19 protein-coding genes, 1 rRNA gene and 1 other RNA gene are annotated in these 19,357 nt (G+C 64.8%); 10 read left to right on the top strand and 11 right to left on the bottom strand.

Going from position 1 to position 19,357, the window contains the following annotated elements; all coding sequences use genetic code 11:
- Positions 1–175: 175 nt before the first annotated feature.
- A 5S ribosomal RNA gene (gene rrf / locus NO978_RS13515) occupies positions 176–297 on the top strand.
- A 192-nt stretch (positions 298–489) separates the two neighbouring features.
- On the opposite strand, the gene NO978_RS13520 is transcribed toward rrf, so the two are convergent.
- Complete coding sequence (locus NO978_RS13520) at positions 490–825, bottom strand: BsuPI-related putative proteinase inhibitor (RefSeq protein ID WP_257300124.1); 336 nt, start codon at positions 823–825, stop codon at positions 490–492.
- 85 nt (positions 826–910) lie between these two features.
- Here NO978_RS13520 and NO978_RS13525 point away from each other — a divergent pair, with 85 nt between their 5' ends.
- Positions 911–1,570, top strand: coding sequence for a hypothetical protein (locus NO978_RS13525; RefSeq protein WP_257300125.1), 660 nt, complete (start codon positions 911–913; stop codon positions 1,568–1,570).
- On the opposite strand, the gene NO978_RS13530 is transcribed toward NO978_RS13525, so the two are convergent.
- Entirely contained in the window at positions 1,571–4,123 is a 2,553-nt protein-coding gene (locus NO978_RS13530) for an MMPL family transporter (protein WP_257300126.1), read from the bottom strand. It lies immediately after the preceding gene.
- Positions 4,124–4,244: 121 nt separating this feature from the next.
- On the opposite strand from NO978_RS13530, the gene NO978_RS13535 reads away from it, so the two are divergent.
- The 3 genes from NO978_RS13535 (at position 4,245) to NO978_RS13545 (ending at position 5,821) form a co-directional block, all read left to right on the top strand.
- Entirely contained in the window at positions 4,245–5,003 is a 759-nt protein-coding gene (locus NO978_RS13535; RefSeq protein WP_257300127.1) for a DUF2797 domain-containing protein, read from the top strand.
- 61 nt (positions 5,004–5,064) lie between these two features.
- On the top strand, positions 5,065–5,469 hold the full coding sequence (locus NO978_RS13540) for a hypothetical protein (RefSeq protein ID WP_257300128.1): 405 nt from the start codon (positions 5,065–5,067) through the stop codon (positions 5,467–5,469).
- A gap of 85 nt (positions 5,470–5,554) precedes the next feature.
- Positions 5,555–5,821, top strand: coding sequence for a hypothetical protein (locus NO978_RS13545; RefSeq protein WP_257300129.1), 267 nt, complete (start codon positions 5,555–5,557; stop codon positions 5,819–5,821).
- On the opposite strand, the gene NO978_RS13550 is transcribed toward NO978_RS13545, so the two are convergent.
- On the bottom strand, positions 5,803–6,903 hold the full coding sequence (locus tag NO978_RS13550; protein ID WP_257300130.1) for a glycosyltransferase: 1,101 nt from the start codon (positions 6,901–6,903) through the stop codon (positions 5,803–5,805). The genes NO978_RS13545 and NO978_RS13550 overlap by 19 nt on opposite strands.
- A gap of 40 nt (positions 6,904–6,943) precedes the next feature.
- Complete coding sequence (locus NO978_RS13555; RefSeq protein ID WP_257300277.1) at positions 6,944–8,008, bottom strand: glycosyltransferase family 4 protein; 1,065 nt, start codon at positions 8,006–8,008, stop codon at positions 6,944–6,946.
- A gap of 94 nt (positions 8,009–8,102) precedes the next feature.
- On the opposite strand from NO978_RS13555, the gene NO978_RS13560 reads away from it, so the two are divergent.
- The 3 genes from NO978_RS13560 to NO978_RS13570 all read left to right on the top strand — a co-directional run bounded on the left by NO978_RS13560 (position 8,103) and on the right by NO978_RS13570 (position 9,652).
- Positions 8,103–8,378, top strand: coding sequence for a ribonuclease P protein component 4 (locus NO978_RS13560; protein ID WP_257300131.1), 276 nt, complete (start codon positions 8,103–8,105; stop codon positions 8,376–8,378).
- Positions 8,379–8,483: 105 nt separating this feature from the next.
- Positions 8,484–8,729 (top strand): YhbY family RNA-binding protein, encoded by a 246-nt coding sequence (locus tag NO978_RS13565; protein WP_257300132.1) that lies wholly within the window; start codon positions 8,484–8,486, stop codon positions 8,727–8,729.
- On the top strand, positions 8,729–9,652 hold the full coding sequence (locus tag NO978_RS13570) for a mechanosensitive ion channel family protein (protein WP_257300133.1): 924 nt from the start codon (positions 8,729–8,731) through the stop codon (positions 9,650–9,652). The genes NO978_RS13565 and NO978_RS13570 overlap by 1 nt, the downstream gene beginning before the upstream one ends.
- Positions 9,653–9,768: 116 nt before the next feature.
- On the opposite strand, the gene ffs is transcribed toward NO978_RS13570, so the two are convergent.
- Positions 9,769–10,079, bottom strand: an RNA gene (gene ffs, locus NO978_RS13575) — signal recognition particle sRNA.
- Between the two features lie 85 nt (positions 10,080–10,164).
- Positions 10,165–10,590 carry a hypothetical protein gene (locus tag NO978_RS13580; protein ID WP_257300134.1) on the bottom strand — a complete coding sequence of 142 codons (426 nt, stop codon included), beginning with the start codon at positions 10,588–10,590 and terminating at the stop codon, positions 10,165–10,167.
- Between the two features lie 103 nt (positions 10,591–10,693).
- Between NO978_RS13580 and NO978_RS13585 the strand changes: the two genes are divergently transcribed.
- Positions 10,694–11,059, top strand: a complete 366-nt coding sequence (locus NO978_RS13585) for a DUF5798 family protein (protein WP_257300135.1) — start codon at positions 10,694–10,696, stop codon at positions 11,057–11,059.
- 36 nt (positions 11,060–11,095) lie between these two features.
- Entirely contained in the window at positions 11,096–12,076 is a 981-nt protein-coding gene (locus tag NO978_RS13590; protein ID WP_257300136.1) for a PLP-dependent cysteine synthase family protein, read from the top strand.
- A 26-nt stretch (positions 12,077–12,102) separates the two neighbouring features.
- On the opposite strand, the gene NO978_RS13595 is transcribed toward NO978_RS13590, so the two are convergent.
- The 5 genes from NO978_RS13595 to NO978_RS13615 all read right to left on the bottom strand — a co-directional run bounded on the left by NO978_RS13595 (position 12,103) and on the right by NO978_RS13615 (position 19,337).
- The gene (locus NO978_RS13595) at positions 12,103–12,513 is read right to left on the bottom strand and encodes a CoA-binding protein (RefSeq protein ID WP_257300137.1); all 411 of its coding nucleotides are present in this window, start codon (positions 12,511–12,513) and stop codon (positions 12,103–12,105) included.
- Positions 12,514–12,552: 39 nt separating this feature from the next.
- The gene (locus NO978_RS13600; RefSeq protein WP_257300138.1) at positions 12,553–13,185 is read right to left on the bottom strand and encodes a recombinase RecA; all 633 of its coding nucleotides are present in this window, start codon (positions 13,183–13,185) and stop codon (positions 12,553–12,555) included.
- 141 nt (positions 13,186–13,326) lie between these two features.
- Positions 13,327–14,187 carry a geranylgeranylglycerol-phosphate geranylgeranyltransferase gene (locus tag NO978_RS13605; RefSeq protein ID WP_257300139.1) on the bottom strand — a complete coding sequence of 287 codons (861 nt, stop codon included), beginning with the start codon at positions 14,185–14,187 and terminating at the stop codon, positions 13,327–13,329.
- Between the two features lie 46 nt (positions 14,188–14,233).
- Entirely contained in the window at positions 14,234–17,926 is a 3,693-nt protein-coding gene (locus NO978_RS13610; protein WP_257300140.1) for a VWA domain-containing protein, read from the bottom strand.
- A gap of 418 nt (positions 17,927–18,344) precedes the next feature.
- Positions 18,345–19,337 (bottom strand): glutathione S-transferase family protein, encoded by a 993-nt coding sequence (locus NO978_RS13615; protein ID WP_257300141.1) that lies wholly within the window; start codon positions 19,335–19,337, stop codon positions 18,345–18,347.
- Between the last annotated feature and the right edge of the window lie 20 nt (positions 19,338–19,357).

Below are 19,357 nucleotides of genomic sequence, written 5' to 3' on the forward strand. Positions count from 1 at the left end.
GGCAACGAGGCGTTAAGCCCGCGAGCACTAACAGATCATGCCATTAGTCATACCGCATACTGGGACCACCGAACTGTACTCGGAATGGTCCAGGCGCGAACTGGATTGCGCGAACACACGAGTGTAGATGACCGATGACGGTCCGTTGCAACGGTTCGATTCCGTTGGTCGGCGTTAAGGCGGCCACAGCGGCGAGGTAACACCCGTACCCATCCCGAACACGGAAGTTAAGCTCGCCAGCGTGTCGGGGAGTACTGGAGTGCGCGAGCCTCTGGGAAACGCGATTCGCCGCCTGCCATTCATACTTCATTCACGGTTTTCGACGAGCAACAGCCCCGTAGCGAGCTGTGGGTCGTCGAGTGCAGTTAGTAATCCGATGGCTACAGCCACGTCCATAGGTCTCTTCGATAGGAGGTAAACAGACCAGGAGCGACAGCCACGTCACTCACCAGCAGTGCGCGTACACACGACCCAGCCAGCGACGCTGAGTCAGACGGAGAACTCGGCGCTGGCTTCGCAGTCGGCGTTGTTGGCGGCGAGGAACGCGGTGGCAGTGTAGCTTCCGGGTTCGGGGTCGTCCCAGCCGCAGTCGTAGGTGACGGACTCGCCGGCGTCGAGCGACGTGGACTGGAGCATCTGTGCGAACATGCGGCCCTCGGCGAACGACCAGATCTCGGTGTCGCCGTCCTCGACGACGAGCACGTCGTGGGTCTGTGCGTTCGAGAACTGGAGGTCGACGGAACCGAGGTCGTCGTTGGTGACGGTGAAAGAGAACGACACCTCGTCGGCGGACGCGTCGACGTCGAGCTGCCCGGTGAGTGTCATAGCTGGCGGTTCTGTCGGTGAGCGTATAGGCGTTCCGCCGAGTCGCCATCGTTAAAGCTGGTGTTCGCATAACCGGAAGTTGATTATGGAGTTCGACCCCGACAGGCCGCGGGGGATGTTGTCGCGCGCGGACCGCGAGTACCTCCTCGGGTTGACAGAGATGGAGCACGAGCAGTCGAAGCGCAACGCGGAGGCACGCATCCGCAAGCGGGTCACCGAGGGCATCGTGGACTTCTACCTCTTGATTCGCAATCTGGAGCGCAAGGACAGGAAGCAGATATTCGAGAAGGGGATGGACGACCCGGCGTTCCGGTACGGGCTGATCGGGATGCAGACGTTCGCCTACATGGGCATGAAGGAGACGGGAATGGAGTTCGAACACGTCCTCGAGCCCGCAATCACGCGAGCGGAGGAGGTGTACGCGGCGGAGGGGTTCGACAGCACGGTCGACGTGGATGTCACGTTCGACGTGGACGTGACTCTCAGTACGGGCCTCGATTCCGTCGCGGAGCGTCTCCGTGCTGGCGAGGCTGTCGGCCCGAACGAGTTCCTCTCGGTGATGGGTGGTGAGGGGGACGTACTGGAGGACGTCGAGGCGGTGACGCTGGACCTGAGCGCGGGCGGCATCGGGATGGAGCACGGCGAGTTCGTCGACCGGGTCGCCGCCTTCCTCGACGGCGATACGACGTGGGAGAACGAGGAACGGGTCCACATCGCCGTCGGCGACGACGTGGGCTCGACGTAGTCAGTTCGGGACCGACCGGCCCCAGAGCGCGAGCATACTCGGGAGGACGAGCACGGCGCCGACGAACGCGAAGACGATGGCGACGCCGATGACGATACCGAAGCGCTGGAGCGACGGGACGATGGCGAGCGCGAGCGTCGAGAAGCCGGCGGCGGTGGTCACCGCGCTGCCGAGGAGTGCGCCGCCGGTGCCGTCGATGGTTGCGGTGAGGGCGTCGTCGATGTCGCCGAGACGTTCGAGCTCGTCGGTGAAGCGTTCGGACATGTGGATGCTGTAGTCGACGCCGAGCCCGATGCCCAGACTGGTGATGAGCGCGGTCTGTGCGTTGAACGGAATTTCGAGCAGGTACATCACGCCGAGCACCCACGCGAGCGAGAGCACGACGGGCACGATGGTGACGGCGCCGAGGCTGGCGTAGCCGTCGAAGAGACGGTAGCCGACGACGAGCACGGCGAGCACGGCGAGCACGGTCACGACGAGCGTGAGGACGACGGTCTCGAGCAGGCCGTCTTGCACGATGGCGGTGATGACCGGCTGTCCGGTAGCGGTCGCGGTGAGCCCGTCGCCCTGGGCGGGTTCGACGGCGGTTTGCATCTCGTCCCGGACCTGCGGCACGGCAGCGCCACCCTGGATGGACACCTGCAGGCGGAGTGCCTCGTACTCGCCGGCGGCGTTGCGGGCGACGACCTGGCGGGCCTGCTCGGGTGCGGTCCGATAGAGCCCGTCGTACACCGCGCTCAGGTCCTGGTCGGGGACGCCGTCGTCGTCGGTGTCGGCCGCGGCGACCGTCGCGGCGAACGTCTCGTTCTGTGCGGCGACCGTCTGGATTGTCGCGACGGGGTCGAGGATGCGCGGTTCACCGTCGGCGAGCGTGATGACCGTCTCGCTCCCGGCGGCACGTTCGCGCACGGCGACGACCCGGTCCAATGTCCCCGGGTCGGTTACCCGCCCCTCGATGAGCAGTTCGGCGCGGCTGGTGTCGCGCTGCTGGAGGAAGTTGTCGTTGAGGAACGCGGCGTTCTGTCGGATGTTGTACTCGCCGGGCGCGAAGGGTTCGGGAAGTTGCTCCATCCAGTCCGGCGGCTGTTCGGTGAGGAAGTCGCTGCGGTCGAAGCTGGTGTCGATCTGGGTGCCGCCGTAGGCGCCGACGCCGCTGAGGAGGACGGCGACCAGAAGGATGACCACCGGTGCGCGCTTCGCGCCGACAGCCCCGAGCGAGAGGAGTCGGCCGACGACGGGAGTTCCGCCGCCGAAGGGGGCCTTTCGACGGTCCAGGCCGACGCGTTCGAGCAGGGCGTCGACCTCGACTTTGAGTGCGGGAATCAGCGCGCCGAAGACGACGAGCGTGCTGACGATGCCGGCGGCGCTGACGAGGCCGAAGTTCTGCAGGGGTGCGAGGGGGCTGACGAGGTTCGAGAGGAAGCCGATGGAAGTGGTGGCAGTCACCCAGACGAGCGCGATACCGACGCTACCGAGTGCGAGCACCATGCCGTCGCGCGCGCCGGGGTCGGGGTTGCCGTCGCGGAACTCGCGGTGGCGCATGAACACGTGGATGGCGTAGTCGATGGCGAGGCCGATGAGCAGGATGGGGACGGCGATGAGCGTCGTCCCGAAGGGGATGTCGAGCCAGCCCATGAAGCCCTGCATCCAGACGAGGACGAGTCCGATGCCGAAGATACTGAGGACGATGTCGACGAGGTCGCGGTAGGCGACGACGAGCGTGAGGATGACGAGCAGCAGCGCGACGGGGCCGATGATGGCGAAGCTGTCGCCGATGGAGCGTCCGGTCTCGTCCTCGACGATGCCGACCCCGAAGACGAACGCGTCGTCGCCGAAGCGGTCGGCCGCGAGTGCCTGCATGTCGAGCTGGGCGCTGGAGACGGACTCCGAGATACCATCACTGCCACCGGTGTCCTGGAAGGCGACGACGACGGTGGCGTTCGTGCTCGTGGTGCCGGGCTGGTAGTGCGTCGGGAGCAGCGTGAGGGGGTCCTGTCCGCCGGTGGGTACGTCGGTGTCCGGCGAGAGGACGCGCTCGACGAGCCGCTCGACCTCGGAGGCGTTGCGGGATTCCAGTGCGTCGGTCTGTGTTGTGAGATTCGGCGGCGGCCCGCCGGGTCGACCGGCCGCCGCGCGGTCCTGCTGAGCAGCCGCGATGGCGACGACGTTGGCGACGCTGACGGTGCTCGGTTCAGCGGCCAGGGTCGCAGCGACGGAGTCGTTCTCGGCGAGTGATTGCTGGAAGGCGAGTATCTCGAGCAGTGACTCCCGTGTGAGAACGTTGTCGTTCCGGACCACGACCTGCACCGTGGTTCGGTTCGCCGCGTCGGGGTCGCCGAAGTTGGCGTTCACGTAGTCGAGCTTGTCCGCGGCGACCGTCTCCGTCTGGAAGCTGTCCGTCGAGGTGGACATCTCGACCTGTCCCGCGGCGCTGCCAACGATAGCCGTCGCCACGAGCAAGACGAGTATCACGAGCTTGCTGTGCGAGATAATCCCGTCAGCGACTCGAACCGCCACAGACCCCTCCGTTCGTTCCGTTGACTCGTCGTTCACGAACGGGAGTGCCAGTGGTAGCGACAAAGCAGTTACGGTGAACCGGATACAATATAATCCATAATGGATTATACAGGGTGCGAACGACACGGCTTTAGCCCGAACGGCGTTACATCGACGCGTGCAGGTCGTCGGCTATCGGACGGAGACCACGACGGATGCACCAGCGCTGCTGCTGGCGAGCGACGGCACGGTCGAGCGAGAACCGCTCACACCGGGAGCGACGCTATCGTTCTCGCTGGGCGACCGCTGGTGTGCCGGCTCCGTCGACGGCGACGACCACTACGCCTGCGACCGAACCGGAGCACCCTACTGTGACCAGCACACGAGCCGGTGGCCGTGTGCTCGGTGTACTGGCAACTGCGACCGGCCGCTGGCGAACTGTCGCGAGGAGCACGCGGTGTATCTCGCGGCGTTCGCGCCGGACGTGTTCAAGGTCGGCGTGACGAAGTCGGGGCGCCTGGGGACGCGACTCCGGGAGCAGGGGGCCGACCGGGGGGCGCACGTCCACACGGTCTCCGACGGCCGGATCGCCCGGCAGCTGGAGGCCGAGTACGCCGAGGAGATCCCGGACCGCGTGCGCGTGGCCACGAAGGTCGCCGGGCTCCACGCGTCCGTCGACGAGGCGGCGTGGGCCGCCCTCCTCGACGGGTTCGAGGTGCTCGAGACGTTCGCGTTCGACTACGGGCTGGCCCTCGACGCGCGACCGGTGCCAGAGACGCTACTCTCCGGAACGGTCCGCGGTGTGCAGGGTCGAGTCCTCGTCCTCGACCGGGGCGGGACGACGTACGCGGTCGACCTCCGGGAGCTCGTGGGCTACGGGGTCACCCGTGAGGCGACCGACCGACGGCTCCAGTCGAGTCTCGGGTCGTTCTCGTAGGACGAGGACGTGCTCCCCCGCGAGAAAAACCCTTTTCGGGACGGAGGAAGAAGCGAACCGTATGGCAGAAGACGAGGAGACAGGCGAGGAGCCCCAGAACGGAGACGACGAGCAGAAATCCTTCCGTGAGCGCGTCGAGGAGATCCGCGAGCGCCGCGAGGAGGAGTCCGACGACGACCGACGCGAGCGCATGGAAGAGATGATGGGCGGCGGCGACGGTGGCCCGGGCGGTCCCGGTGGCCCCGGCGGCATGGGCGGCGGAATGGGTGGCGGCGGCGGCAACCCGTTCGCCCAGATGATGGGCGGCATGATGGGCGGTGGCCCGGGTGGCGGCATGGGTCCCGGCGGCCGTGACGAGGGCTCGGACAACGAGGAACTCGTCCGCGAGGTCCGCCAGCTCCGCGACGAGGTGCGCGACCAGACTCGCGCGCTCAAGCGCATCGCGGACGCCATCGAAGACGACTAACCGGATAGTTGGGTCGCGAGCAGCGCCGCGGCGCTCGTTCGTTCAGTCGGAACGCACCCGACACTTTTTACAGGCTGGACGGCTGATGGTGTGGACACAGATGTCGCTCTCGGCAGTCGCGCTGTACGTGCTGGCGAGGGAGCTCCCGGAGAGACACACCAAGGCGACGCTGTCGTTCGCCCCGGTGCTCGTCCTCGGGTCGCTCCTCCAGTTCACAACCGGCGACCCGGCGGTCCAGGGTACCGCGCTCGTGGCGGCGACGCTCGCCGGGGTAGGTGCTGCGCTGGTGGTGTCGGACGGGCTCAGAAAGCGGTTGACGTTCGCGCCGGATATCTACGAGACGTCCTCGTAGAGCGACTCCAGGCGGTCGATGGCGTGGTCGATACTGACCTCGTCGCGCCGGTCGAGACAGTTCTCCGAGAGCCGTTCGCGTTCGTCGAGCGCCCGCCGGATTCCCCGTCGGAAGCCGTCGATGTCGCCCCGTTCGAAGTGGTACCCGGTGACGTCGTCGTCGACCGTCTCGGCGAGCGCGCCGGCGTCCACACCGACGACGGGTGTGCCACAGGCGTTGGCCTCCAGCGCGACGAGGCCCTGTGTCTCGACGGGCGACGGGAACGTGAACACGTCGAGTGCGGAGTAGAAGGCTGGCATCTCGTCGCGGTCGAGGAATCCGAGGAAGCGAACGTCGGCGTCGCTGCTGCGTGCCTGCCGTTCGAGGTCGTCGCGGGCGGGGCCGTCACCGCCGAGAACGACCGTCACATCGAGGTCCTCCGCGGCAGTGATGATATCCGACAGTCGCTTCTCGTAGCCGTGCCGCCCCGTGTAACCGAGGAGCGTCCCCTCCAGGTCGTACCGCTCGCGGAACGCCGACGCGTCGACCGGGCGGAACTGCTCGATGTCGATGCCGTTCGAGAGCACCCTGACCGGCGTCTCGACGCCGACGTCGTCGACGAGCGTCCGTCGGGTCGGCTCCGACGGCGTGATGACGAGGTCTGCACGGTTGTAGAACCAGCGCTCGTAGTGTTCGCTCAGACGTCGGAGACCGCCCGTGATGCGGTCCGATGAGGCGATGTAGTTCGCGTACTCCGCGGTCGGCGTGTGGTACGACGCGACCAGCGGCTTGTCCTCGGAGCGGGCCAGCCGGAGGCTCGCGAGGCCGAGTCCGAACGCCGTGTGGGTGTGGATGATGTCGGCTTTCGTCGCCACCTCGGGCACCTGTGGTGCGCCGACGCGAAACCCCTCGTAGAACGGGAACGGGATCGAGCGGACCGGATGCTCGCTGGCCTCGGGCACGTGGTCGTCGGAGTCCGGATAGACCACGTCCATCCAGCCACCGTTGCGGTTCCAGCGGTCCCGCCAGGACTTGATAGTGTAGGTCACACCGTTTACCGTGGGCAGATAGGTATCGGTAAAGGCTGCAACCTGAAGCTCCATTATCGGCCGATTGACCCTTGAGAACTTAAATCACGTGACTTCAGTATCGGTCTCGCAGGTCCCGGTACGTTGCGGCTAGCTCCGCCCCGATCTCTTCGAGTCCGTGCGATTCCGCGGTCTCGCGGGCGTTCGTTCCGAGGCGCTCGCGAAGCGCCGGGTTCGACTCGAGGCGCTCCAGTGCCGCTTTGAACTCCGCGAAGTCCTCGCAGATGAGACAGTCGTGGCCGTCCTCGAAGTACTCGCGGAAGACGGGGATGTCACGGAGCACGCAGGCCTTCTCGCAGGCCATCGCCTCCAGCACGACGAGGCCCTGGTTCTCGACCTTCGCGGGGAAGCAGAACACGTCGCCCGCGCCGTAGGCCATCCGCTTGTCGTCGACCCAGCCGGTGAAGGTGACGTTCTCCGGCGGGTCGGTCGTCCACCGCCGCACGGTCTTCGACGCCGCTGGCCCCTCCTCGTAGGTGCCGAACCAGGTGAAGTCGTAGTCGGTGGCCTGCGCCAGCTCGCAGAACGTCGTCAGTCCTTTGCGCTCGAACACGTTCCCGACTGCGAAGACGACCATCCCGTCGAGACCGTACTCTTCGCGGGTATCCTCGCGGAACGACTCGTACCCCTGGAGCGGTTCGAGGTCGATACCGTTGGAGATCGGCTTGATCGGCGCGTCGACCGGGTACGACTCCAGAACCCCTTTCGTGTACTCGGACGGACAGAGCACGAGGTCGGCCTGGGAGTAGAAATGCTTCAGGTAGACGCCCAGCGCCGGTGCGGCCACGTTCGAGAACCGGAACGAGTCCCGGAAGTCCTCCTTCGTCACGTGGGTGTGCAGGATCAGCGGGATGTCCTGTGCCTTCGCTCGGCGCGCGAGCGCGAGCGACACCGGGCCAGCCATGTTCAGGTGCGCGACGTCGTAGTCGACGAGGAGGTCGTCGCCGTACGCCCACGACGCGAACAGCGCGTCCGGGACGGACCCGTCGGTCCACGGCGACGTGACCACGTCGATCTCGGGGGCTGCCCGCGAGAGCGCTTCGCGCTGCTGGTCTGCGGCCGTGCCCATACCGCTCCGGTGCATCTGGGACTCCAGTTCGAGGTGGCTCAGGACGCGCACTGTCGTGTCGGTCACCCGACGACAGAAAATAGGTTTCGACTCGCGACGGACAACGGTAGCCCTTTGCCGAACCGCCAGAAACCTCGTGATAGCAATGAGCGTCGCTGCGGAGCGGATCGAACGGCTCGACGACCTGGCCCGCGAGGCGACCAGCGCTGGCGACGAGGGACGGGCCCGGTACTACGTGCGCCTGGCGAAGCGTATCGCCGAGCGGAATCGGCTCTCGCTCCCGCGTCGGTTCAAGCGCTTCACCTGCGACGCCTGCGACGCGTACCTCGTACCTGGCACGAACGCGCGGGTGCGCCTGCAGGACGGCCACGTCGTGGTCACCTGTGACTGTGGAGCCCACGCGCGGTACCCGTACGAGTAGCGCCCGAACGAGCGGGAAAACGGCCCCGAGCGGCGGCGCTATCCCGGTTCTCGCGGCTGCTGGGAACAACATTCAAACCGCTGGACCGCGAAGCCGGAGCCACGAATGAGTAGAGAGGACCTTCGGAAGCAGGCGCACGATCTCGACGTGACGGTCTGGGTCGGCAAGAGCGGCATCGAATCGGTGACAGCCGAGCTGGAGGACCAGCTCAAATCGGCCGAACTGGTGAAGGCGAAGTTCCTGCGGGCGGCCCGTGGCGGCACGTCGACGGACGAACTCGCCGAAGAGCTCGCCGGACTGGTCGACGCGGAACTGATAGAGACACGAGGGAACACCGCGGTGTACCATTGATGTCCAAGGCGTTCGCGCTCTTTGCCGGACTGTTCCTGCAGGGGAACGACTACACTGGTGTCAGGGGTGTGCTCTCCGATCTGGGCGTCCCCGACGGTATCATCGGCGTCACCGCGCAGTTCACGAAGTTCGTCATCGCGTTCGTGGCGGTCTACCTGTTCGGGCGGATAGTCGTCATGCCGCTGGCGAACCGGGTAATGGACCGCCGCGGGCTCGACCGGCACGCGAAACTGCCCATCCGGAAGCTCGTCAAGTTCGTCGTCATCTTCGTGGGCATCACGGTCGCGTTCGGTTTCGCGGAGTTCGGGAACTTCCTGAGCGCGCTGGCGACCATCGGTGCAGCGGCGACGCTCGCCATCGGCTTCGCGATGCAGAACATCATCGCGAACTTCGTCTCGGGCGTCTTCATCTTCACCGACAAGCCGTTCCGCATCGGCGACTGGATCGAGTGGAACGACAACTCCGGCATCGTCGAGGACATCAGCCTCCGGGTGACTCGCGTCCGCACCTTCGACAACGAGCTGCTGACGGTACCGAACTCCCAGCTGACGAGCAACGTCGTCAAGAACCCGGTCGCGAAGGACACGCTCCGGCTGCAGTTCCTGTTCGGCATCGGCTACGACGACGACATCGACCAGGCAACCGACATCATCATCGAGGAGGCCGCGGCACACGAGGACATCCTCGCGGACCCCGAGCCGTCGGTCCGGCTGACCGAGCTCGGTGACTCATCCGTCGGCCTGAAATCGCGCATCTGGATCGAGAACCCGTCGCGCGGGGACTTCGTGAAGACCCGTGGCGAGTACGTTCAGGCGGTCAAGGAGCGGTTCGACGCGGAGGGCATCGATATCCCCTACCCGAACCGCACGCTCGGCGGGTCGCTGGAGGTCGACCAGCTGGCGAACGGGCCCGGCGACGACTGAGCGCGGCCCAGCCATCGTTTTCTGCCGACCGACGAGCTACGGGCTCGCGCACGGGAGCGGTACCAACACGACCGTTCGACAGCGTGCACGCTGATCGTGTGAGAATGCGATATGAGTAGTGGACCCCGAGGTTGCCCGGCGTTCACGGCCGGGGAATCCCGGTGGCCTCCTCCACCCCGCGACCCATCGAGCGACGGGTGTCCGACGGTGGGCTGCTCACTTCCGTGCCTGACCCAGTGCCGCCGACCAACGACGGGCGAGCGCCCCTGCGGGCATCGCCCGGCGACCGCCGTCCCCGACGGACGAGGCTTCCACGTCGGCTCCCGGGGCCCGGTCGCGTCTGACCGGACGCCCACGGGCTTCGGTCCCCGCTAAAGACCATACCGCGGGTTTCGAGCAGGGCCTAACTGCCCGACCTAGTCCACTCCACCGTAGCCGCTTGGCTCTTAAGGCCTTTTCGACTCGGTAATCGACCGGCGGCAGCGGGTTCGACGGCGAAAAGAGCGGCCGACTCAACCCCGCAGAACGCCGAGAACGTCCGCGTACCAGACGCTCGTGCCGGTGAAGACGATGCCCAGTACGAGGACGACCCACCGATGGTACGCGAGCCACGTCTCCGTCCCGATGCTCGACACCACACTCTCCTCGACGCCGGTGGCCCACAGCAACGTCAACAGTGTCGCGGCGAACCCGATGACGAGCGCTATCCCGGCGGCGAGATCCGGTTCCGTCCTGGCCTCACGGCCGGCCGCGAGGACGACGATTCCGACGAGTGCGAACAGCGTCAGGTACGTCGGCGCGACGAGCCCGTAGCCGTAGTACGTCTCCAGGGCGGCCACGCCAGACGAGGAGAGCGCGACGTACGGGGTGAACACGGCGATGACGAACCCGATTCCGGCGGCGATGCCGACCGTCGGTGGTGTCCGGACGTCTACCATGTCCGAGCCTCCGGGTGCGGACCGCATAAGCCCGACGAAGGAGACGACGGGCCGGCGCGGTGGAGGCGGAACGCACAACACCCCGGAGTGCGCATGACCGGGTATGGGACTGGGTTCGAAGGCGAAGGCGCTGCAGACCGTCGCCGAGCGCGCGGAGCAGCTCTACGCACAGCTGATGGACGTCCGGGAGCGGCTCGCCCGTATCGAGGACGACATCGACGATTCGAGCGACCGCGTGGTCCGGATCGAGAACGAACTCGAGGAACAGCGCGTCATCCTCGACGCCCTCGCCGAGGACGCGGGCCTCGATATCGAGCGGCGTATCGCCGAGGCCTCCATCACGCACGCCGAGGACGGTGGCGACGCCGCCGAGGGTGCCGACGTAGACGCGACGGCCGACGGAGGGGAGGCCACCGACCAGAGCACTGCCGCCGACGAACCGGTCGACGCCACGGCCGACGACGAGTAACAACACCTATCGGGCGGCGGCAACAATTGCCGTCCGATGACGACGCACGAACGGCCACTGGGGTCGGTACTCGACGCCGTCGGCCGGACACCGCTGGTTGAAGTGCAGGCCGCACCGGGCGAGGTGCCGGTGTACGCGAAGCTGGAATCGTTCAACCCCGGCGCGAGCGTGAAAGACCGCATCGGGAAGTACATGCTGGAGGCGATGCTCGACCGGGGCGAGCTCGAACCGGGCGGCACGATCATCGAGCCCACTGCCGGCAACACGGGTATCGGCTTCGCCCTCGCGGCAGGCCAGCTCGGCGTCGACGCCGTCTTCGTCGTCCCAGAACGCTTCTCCGTAGAGAAACAGCAGCTCATGCGCGCCCTCGGCGCGGAGGTCATCAACACTCCCACGGAGGACGGGATGGAGCGCGCTATCGACCGTGCCTACGAGCTCGCCGAGGAGCTGGACGACGCGGTCGTTCCCCAGCAGTTCGGCAACCCGCTGAACGTCGAGGCGCACTACGAGACGACCGCGCCGGAGATATACGACGCGCTCGACGGCCGGGTCGGTGCCATCGTCGCCGGCTGCGGGACCGCGGGCACGCTGATGGGCATGGCGAAGTACGGCCGCGACCAGGACCCCGACACGTACGTCGCCGCCGTCGAACCCGAGGGGTCGCTCTACAGCGAGTTCACAGGCGCAGACCCCGACGAGGACGAGTACAAGATAGAGGGTATCGGCACCCACGACATCGACACCAACGAGCTGTTCGACCCGTCACTCGTCGACGACGTCGTCCAGGTCGCAGACCAGGCGGCCCACGCGGAAGTGAGCCGCCTCGCCAGCGAGGAGGGGCAGCTGGTCGCCTCCTCGGCCGCCGCCGCGAGCATCGCCGCGCAGGGCGTCGCCGACCGCATCGCGAGCGGCGAGATCGACGCCCCGTACGACACCGTCGTGACCGTCTTCGCGGACTCCTCCGAGCGGTACCTCTCGAAGGGCATCTACCGCTCCTTCGAGGAGTGGGAGGGGTAGCGCACGACGGCAAACGCGTGCGGTGACTACCCGCGCAGGCGACTGTGCTCGACCTTGATGCACTTGTTCTGGACCACGGCGAGCCCTGCGTCCTCCGCCCGGGCGGCTGCATCGTCGTCGGCGATGCCGAGCTGTAGCCAGAGTGCCTGCACGTCATCGCGTTCCAGCACATCGTCGACGATACCGGGAACCTCCTCCGACGGCCGGAAAACGTCCACGACGTCGATGTCGCGGTCGACCTCGTCGAGTGAACCGTACGCGCGCTCACCGAGGACTTCGTCGGCGAACGGGTTGACGGGGACGACCTGGAATCCCTGTGACTGCATGTACTTCGGGACATCGTGGGCAGCCTTGCCCGGGGTGGTAGAGCAGCCAACGACAGCGATAGTGTCGAATTCGAAGATGCGTTCGAGCTCAGCGTCGGTCTGGACGGGCATGCGCCGCTAGAGGCTCGCCAGCGCCAAAAGCCTATCTCGTCACCGGGTCGCAATCCCGGCGGTGTGGAGGGTGGGCTGCTCGCCCTCGTCCTCCTCGACCTCGATGACCGCGTCGAACAGCTGCTTCAGGGTGTTCATCGTCTGGTCGTCGTGTGCAGTCGAGTCGATGACGTAGACGCCGAGTGCGTCGGCGGACTGTACTCGTCCCGTGAACACGTGTAGGAACCGGAAGACGGTCTGGAGGTCGGAGTACATCAGCAGCGTCGAGACGGAGTGGAGCAGGATGCGGTTCTTCCGATGGCCGCGCACGTCGTAGAACTCCTCCAGAAACTCGGAGAGCTTGATTCCGATGCCGGTCATGTCGACCGGTGACGACGCGTACTTGATGCGGGCGTCGTCCTTGACGTTGCCGACGCCGCGCTGCTTGGTCACGCAGTCGACGATACCGACGTCGACCTCGTCGACGTTCTCGACCCGGCTCGCGTACTCCTCGATAATCTTCTCGGCGCTGTCCTTCGTCGTCACTACGATGGACCCTTCATCCTGCGTGGACCCACTGGCAAGGATGTCGAGTGCGATCCGACGTTTCCCCGTCAGTGGCGGCCCCGCAATCAGTAGGTTCGTCCCCGGGTCCAGTTCCGCGTCCGGTAGAACGTCAGCAAGGTCATACATGGCGTGCCCTCGTCACCTGAAGCCTGCACCGCATTTTGTTGTTCGCACTACCCATTCCCTCGTATGGTAGAACGATGCGGTAACCAGCTTATAGTGTTTTTGATTATCTCACCTTTGCGAGGAACGGTGATTCCCGTGTCGCTATCCGAATGCAACAACGGCTCGGCCAACGATGAATGCACCGGCTGCGAGGAACATCCCGTACTTCAGCCGTGACTGGCTCGCGGTCGGGTTCGAGAAACTCTCGTAGGCAGCGTACGCCATCACGGCGTCCGCCGGGGCCACGGCGAGCAGATAGATCACGCTGAACGTCCCCGTGAAGTACGGGACCGGGCTCGCGAGGACGGCGAGTCCGAGTGCACCGGCTGCAACCAGCAGTGCCCGTCGCTCCCCGATGGCCACCGGGAGCGTCGTGAGCCCCTCCTCACGGTCACCGTCGATGTCCTCGACGTCCTTGATGATCTCCCGGCTGGTCGTCGAGAGGGCCGCAAGAGCGAACAGCGTCGCCGAGGTCTCGGCGTTGCCGACCGCCGCCCCGCCGAACAGGAACGTGCTGCCGCCGAGGTAGGCCACGAGCAGATTCCCGAAGCCCGGCGTGCCCTTGAAGAACGTGGTGTAGAACACCAGCGAGAGGAGGTTGAACGCGGCGATGCCGATGGCGAGGAGCGGCAGGAACACTGCGGCGGCGGCCGCCCCGACGAACAACACGACACTCCAGACGAGCGCACCCCGCGGCGAAACCGCCCCCCGCGGGATAGCGCGGTCGGGGTCGTTGATGCGGTCGATATCCCGGTCGAAGTAGTCGTTGACTGCGTTCCCCGCCGCCGCAGCCAGTATGGTGGCGGCAACGGCTCCGGCCGCGTTCGTGGCTGGGCCCGGGTCGAACACGCTCGCGCCGACCGCGACGAACGCACCGATGAACGTCAGGAGACCCGCGACCAGCGCGTTGACCGGGCGTGTGAGCTCCAGCACCCCGGCCAGCCGGTCCCTCGTCGTCGTCATACGCTCCACTCCCGAGGGGGTGGACAAAAAAGACGTGATTGTCGGCTCAGGCCGCCGGGCGGGCGCGAGCGTCCGGACCGAACACGGCCGACGGTAGGCCATCACCCCCGCCCTGAAGGGCCCCCTCGGCGGTCAACGCTCCCGTGATGTCGCCCGGTAGTACGACATTGTTGTTCGACTCGTTGCCGAGCTCGACAGTGCTCTCGTCGATGCTGATGACGTAGCTGTTGTCGTCCGTCGGGTTCGGCTCGTACGTGTCGTCGCCGACGACCTGGCTGCTACCGTCGTCACTCCCGTTGACGACCCACGGACCCTCGTTCCACGCCTCGAAGTGGAGCACGACGTAGTCCGTGTCGCCGTTCGAACTGTTCGTCCGAACGACCATGACCGCGTTGTTCTCGCCGAGGTCGAAGGTGCCGGTGCCGTCGTCGACAAGCTGCGTCCCGGTGTCGTTCTCGTACTCGTCGATGACCTGACTGAAGTTCTGTTGCTTGAACCACCCAGCGTCGAAGTTCGAGTCGTCCGGCACGTCCTCGCCGTCGACGTAAATCTCGTGGTCGGACGTGCTGTTGTCGATCTGGTCGAACGTCCCCTCAGTCCCGTTGCAGGTCACCTCGTCGTACGTCGTACTGTCGTGCGTTTGCGTGTCACCGGTGTCGGAGACGTTGGCACAGTCGTAGGTCGTCGCCTCAGCGGAGAGCATCGTTCCCACGTACTCCTCGACCTGTTCCTCGTCGACGCCAAGCGTGTCGGCGATGTTGATGGTTCTCGACGGCCGCGTTGCAGTCGTCGGATCGTTCGCGTTGCCGGACAGCGTGACGCTCTCATCGTTGATGCTCACCTCGACCGTCGTGTCCTTGTACTCGATGACGTTATTGGTCCGTTCGGTTACATTGCCAGCAATCTCGCGGAACGTCTCGTTGAGTTGATCAGAGTTATCTACTTGTGAGTAGTTCCCGCCAGTTTCGTCGGCGATGTACTCCAGTAAGTCTTCGTCGGTATCCCCGCTCAATCCGACCGTCTGAACGGAGATACTATCAGCGACCTGTCTCGCTTCATATCTGGTTGCGGACTCATCGTCTGGTTGGCCGTCAGTTAACAGTACCATCACCTTCTCGCTGTTGCTCCCACTCAGCAACTCTTGATTAGCTCTGTAGATGGCATCATTCATGGGTGTCCCGCCGGTGGAAATCGTATCGAGACTACTGTTTGCGAGATCGAACTCACCTCCTTCGGCGCTTATGTCGTGGACGACACGCGCATCGTCGAAGTAGTTGTAATTGTCACTAAACTCTACAACACCTACTCTGTCGCCACGGGTCTCGTTTAGGAAGCCGATGAACTGCTGCATTGCATCTACCCTGCGCTGCCTCGGGTCATTGCCGATCTCATACGCCCTGTAGTGGGTCCAGTTCTCAGCACTAATCGTCTCACCTGGGTACCTCCACTCCGGTCCGGAACCGGCATCTTCAGGATCGGCATAGCCGCCATTGGAAACCAACCAAACCTGTCCACCAGGAACAACTTCGGTCTCAATGTCATAACGTTGGAAGAGATGATAATCTTCGGGGGTAAGTTCCTCACCTGAATTGAATTGGTCCACGACCCCCGCGTGGCAGTGATTCCCCGTGAGGCGAGTACATTCGAGTGCTTTCCACGTCTCCCCATCAGGGACCTCCACAGTTTCGCCGCTCGGAATGTAATCTGCATCTTCCCGCGACTCCCAGTGTGACCAACCACTACTATCGAGCTCTTCACTGTCCTCAAGTCGGTAGTTAACATTGTTCGGGTCGTATCCCAATCGAGTGAGCGGATCGCCCATCGAACCAGAGTCGTCGATAACGAACACCACGTCGAGCGGCTCACGCTCGCCGACCTCACGCGTGCGCGTCCGATTGTCGGCGACCATCGAGCCGACGACGGTCAGCCGGGCGTGCGACTGGTTGACGACGAGGGCGTTCGCAGTCTCGTCCTCGTTCACGGGCTGGCAGCCGTTGACGCCCATCGCGTCGATATCGGGACAGTCGTCGTACTCCTCGGGGACGCCGCCGCTGGTGCCTTCCTCGCTGTCGGGCGTGCCATCGCCGTCCCGGTCGAACTCGGCGTTCTGGACGCTGGTGTCGAAGTGGAGTTTCACCTTCTCGTTACCCTGGCCCCCGTTCCCGGCGGTCGTGTCGATTTCGTCGACCGCCAGTGCTCCGTACACCTCCGTCTCCCCACCGATTCCGAACTTGCCGCCCGGGTTCCCCGGACCGTAGACGACTCCCGTGAACTCGCTGCCGCCGAGGAACTCTCCGGAACAGCCGGACTTGCAGTAGAACCAGAAGCCGTCGGACCGGTTCGTGTACTGGCTCCCGTTGTGGACACCGACTTTCGAGCCGTCGAGACGCAACTGGTCGCCGGACTCACCACCCACGAACATCCGGGCCTGACCATCGCCATGCACTCGGATTTCGGCACCGGAGGGGAGGTCGACGTTCCCCTCGACCGCGAAGACGATATCACCGTTGCTCGTGTCGAGGACGAGCGTCGAGTCCTTCGGGACGGAGAGGGAGTCGAGATAGAACACACCGGGAGACTCGAGCGTCTCGGTGTCGCCCATCGAGAGGTTCGTCTGGTTGTTCTCGATGACATCCGTTCGGTTGTTGTGGTTAGCGTCGGCGACCGTGTTCAGCGCGGCCTCAATCTCCTCGTCGACGTCGGGCAGCGGGGGAATGTGCGTTCCGTTGTCGGTCTCACCGTTAATCGTTCCACCACCACTGGCGGACAGTCCCGAACCGGTCGAGTTGTTGAAGTACACGTCGCCGTTGACCAGATAGTTCCCCGTGAGCTTGACGCCGTTTCCGGAGTAAATGGTCCCGTTGACATCGCTGTTCTTGATGGTCACGTTACCGTTCGTGTACACGTTTCCTTCGCCCCAGTTTGCCGGTTGGGATTCGTAGGTGCCCTGGCTGCCGTCGTAGCTGTCGATGATTCCATCCTGTTTCAAGTTGATCTTCCCAGCAGCGGACCCGGAGTAGAATCCCCCGAGAATCGCAGCGTCGTCGACAGTGAACTCGTTCGGCGAGAGGGCCTGGCCGAGCGGGACCGTGTACCGGAGGGTTTGGTTGTCGTGGTCGACTTCCTTGTCAAGCACTTCCTCCCCGAACTCGTCGTCGAGGTACCGCTCCCAAGCCTCGTAGTACGTGTTGTTCTCGAGGGTAATCGTCATCGAGCGAACCCGGTCGATGGTCGAGTTCCCAGAGACGGGGAGACAGAGCTGCTCTTCCATGCTCGGGCCGCCCGATTTGTCGACCTGCCGTGCAGTCACTTCGCCCGAGGCCGTGTTGAGGTCACCCTGCACGTTGACGACCGGGAAGTCGAGGCTCCGGATAGCTCGGCTGTCGACCTGGTCCGTCTGATAGGTCAGGTCCGGGGGTGAGACGATACTCACACCATCGCCGCTGTCACGCCACACGCCGCCGGCCTGATACGCGACGGACTGGCCCTTGTCGTTGCGGTAGACGATGGAGCTGACTTCCATCGTCGCAGTACAGGACCTATGCCCGTTCAACCGGAACGTCAGGTTCCCGTTCGGTTCGATCCGTACGTCGTCCGAGTTCCGTCCGGCCAGGTCGAACGAGGCCACGTCGTCGTCGTCCTGATACGAGAGCGTCTGGAGTCGGACGCTCGCCTCCTGCAGCGACAGCTCGGCGTTGTCGAGCTCGTTCTGCTGCTGGACCTGGTCGGTCGCAGACATACTCGCCATCAAGATGAGACCCGCTCCAACCATCACCATCCCGAAAAGAAGGACCAGCCCGACGATTGCAGAGGCTGCACGGCGCTCAGACGGACCGAAAGGGGGGGATATCGAGGACATGGTTGACTCTACTGAATTGCATGAAAACAGCGGGGCTCGCTGCATAAGTGTATCGGGCGAATCATTTATACTATCACCCTAGCTCGACCGCTTATTTTCACTTCGTTAGCTCTGAAAAGCACAGCAACGGCGGACCCTAGAAAAACGGCGGCCACAAGCTATTAATACAAATTCGAACCTCCTTCGAGAGGCCGCGAGGATTAACTAACGACTTGCGAACTGAATTAACTCGAGATCGCGGTGGAACTACAGGCGAGCAGTCTCCGAAGTGACACACTCTCGACACTCTGCCAAGGGCTTACTCTCGGAGCGCGGCCGGCACTGTGCCCGGCAGTTCGTCCCTGTCGTGGGGCGCGTCGAGCGCCGGACTGGAGCCGACGGGGACGAGCCCCTTCGGGTTGAGGTCGGTGTGGGTCGTGTAGTAGTGCTCCTTGATGTGGTCCATGTTCACTGTCTCCGCGACACCGGGGAGCTGGAACAGCTCCCGGGTGTGCCCCCAGAGGTGCTCGTAGTCGACGAGGCGGCGGACGTTACATTTGAAGTGCGTGTGATACACCTCGTCGAACCTGACGAGCGTCGTGAACAGACAGACATCAGCCAGGGTTAACTGGTCTCCCACCAGATACCGCTGGTCGGCGAGCACGTCGTTCCAGTGGTCCAGTGCGTCGAACAGGTCGGCGACAGCGTCCTCGTGCGCAGCCTGGGCGTCTGCGAAGCCAGCCCTGTAGACCCCGTTGTTGATGGGGTCGTATATCTCGTCGATGACCCGGTCGATCTCGTCGCGCAGTGCCGTCGGGTAGAGGTCGATGTCGTGTCGGCCACGGCCGGCGAAGGCGTCGGCGAACATCTTGATGATATCCTCCGACTCGTTGTTCACGATGGTCTCGGTCTCGCGGTCCCAGAGGACCGGGACCGTGACCCGGCCGGTGAACTCGGGGTCGGCCGCGGTGTACACCTCGTGGAGGTACTCTGCACCGGTGACCGTGTCGGCGGTACAGCCGTCCTTGGTAGGGGTGAACTGCCAGCCGTCTGCCTCGCGGTACGGGTCGACCACGTCCATGCTGACGACGTCTTCCAGTCCGAGCAGGCGGCGTACGACGACCGTCCGATGCGCCCACGGACACGCTCGTGACTGGTAGAGGTGGTACCGCCTCGCTTCGGGACGGAACTCCGCACCGGCCTCGTCGCGAATCCAGTCGCGGAACGTCGTCTCCTGCCTGTCGAACTCGCCGTCCTCGTTGGTACTCTCGTAGGTATCTGTCTGCCACTCGCCGTCGACGAGCATGTGCATACACTTCCTTGCACACGGCG

Origin of the sequence: Haloarchaeobius sp. FL176 (assembly GCF_024609245.1) — an archaeon.
Classification (GTDB): Archaea; Halobacteriota; Halobacteria; order Halobacteriales; family Natrialbaceae; genus Haloarchaeobius.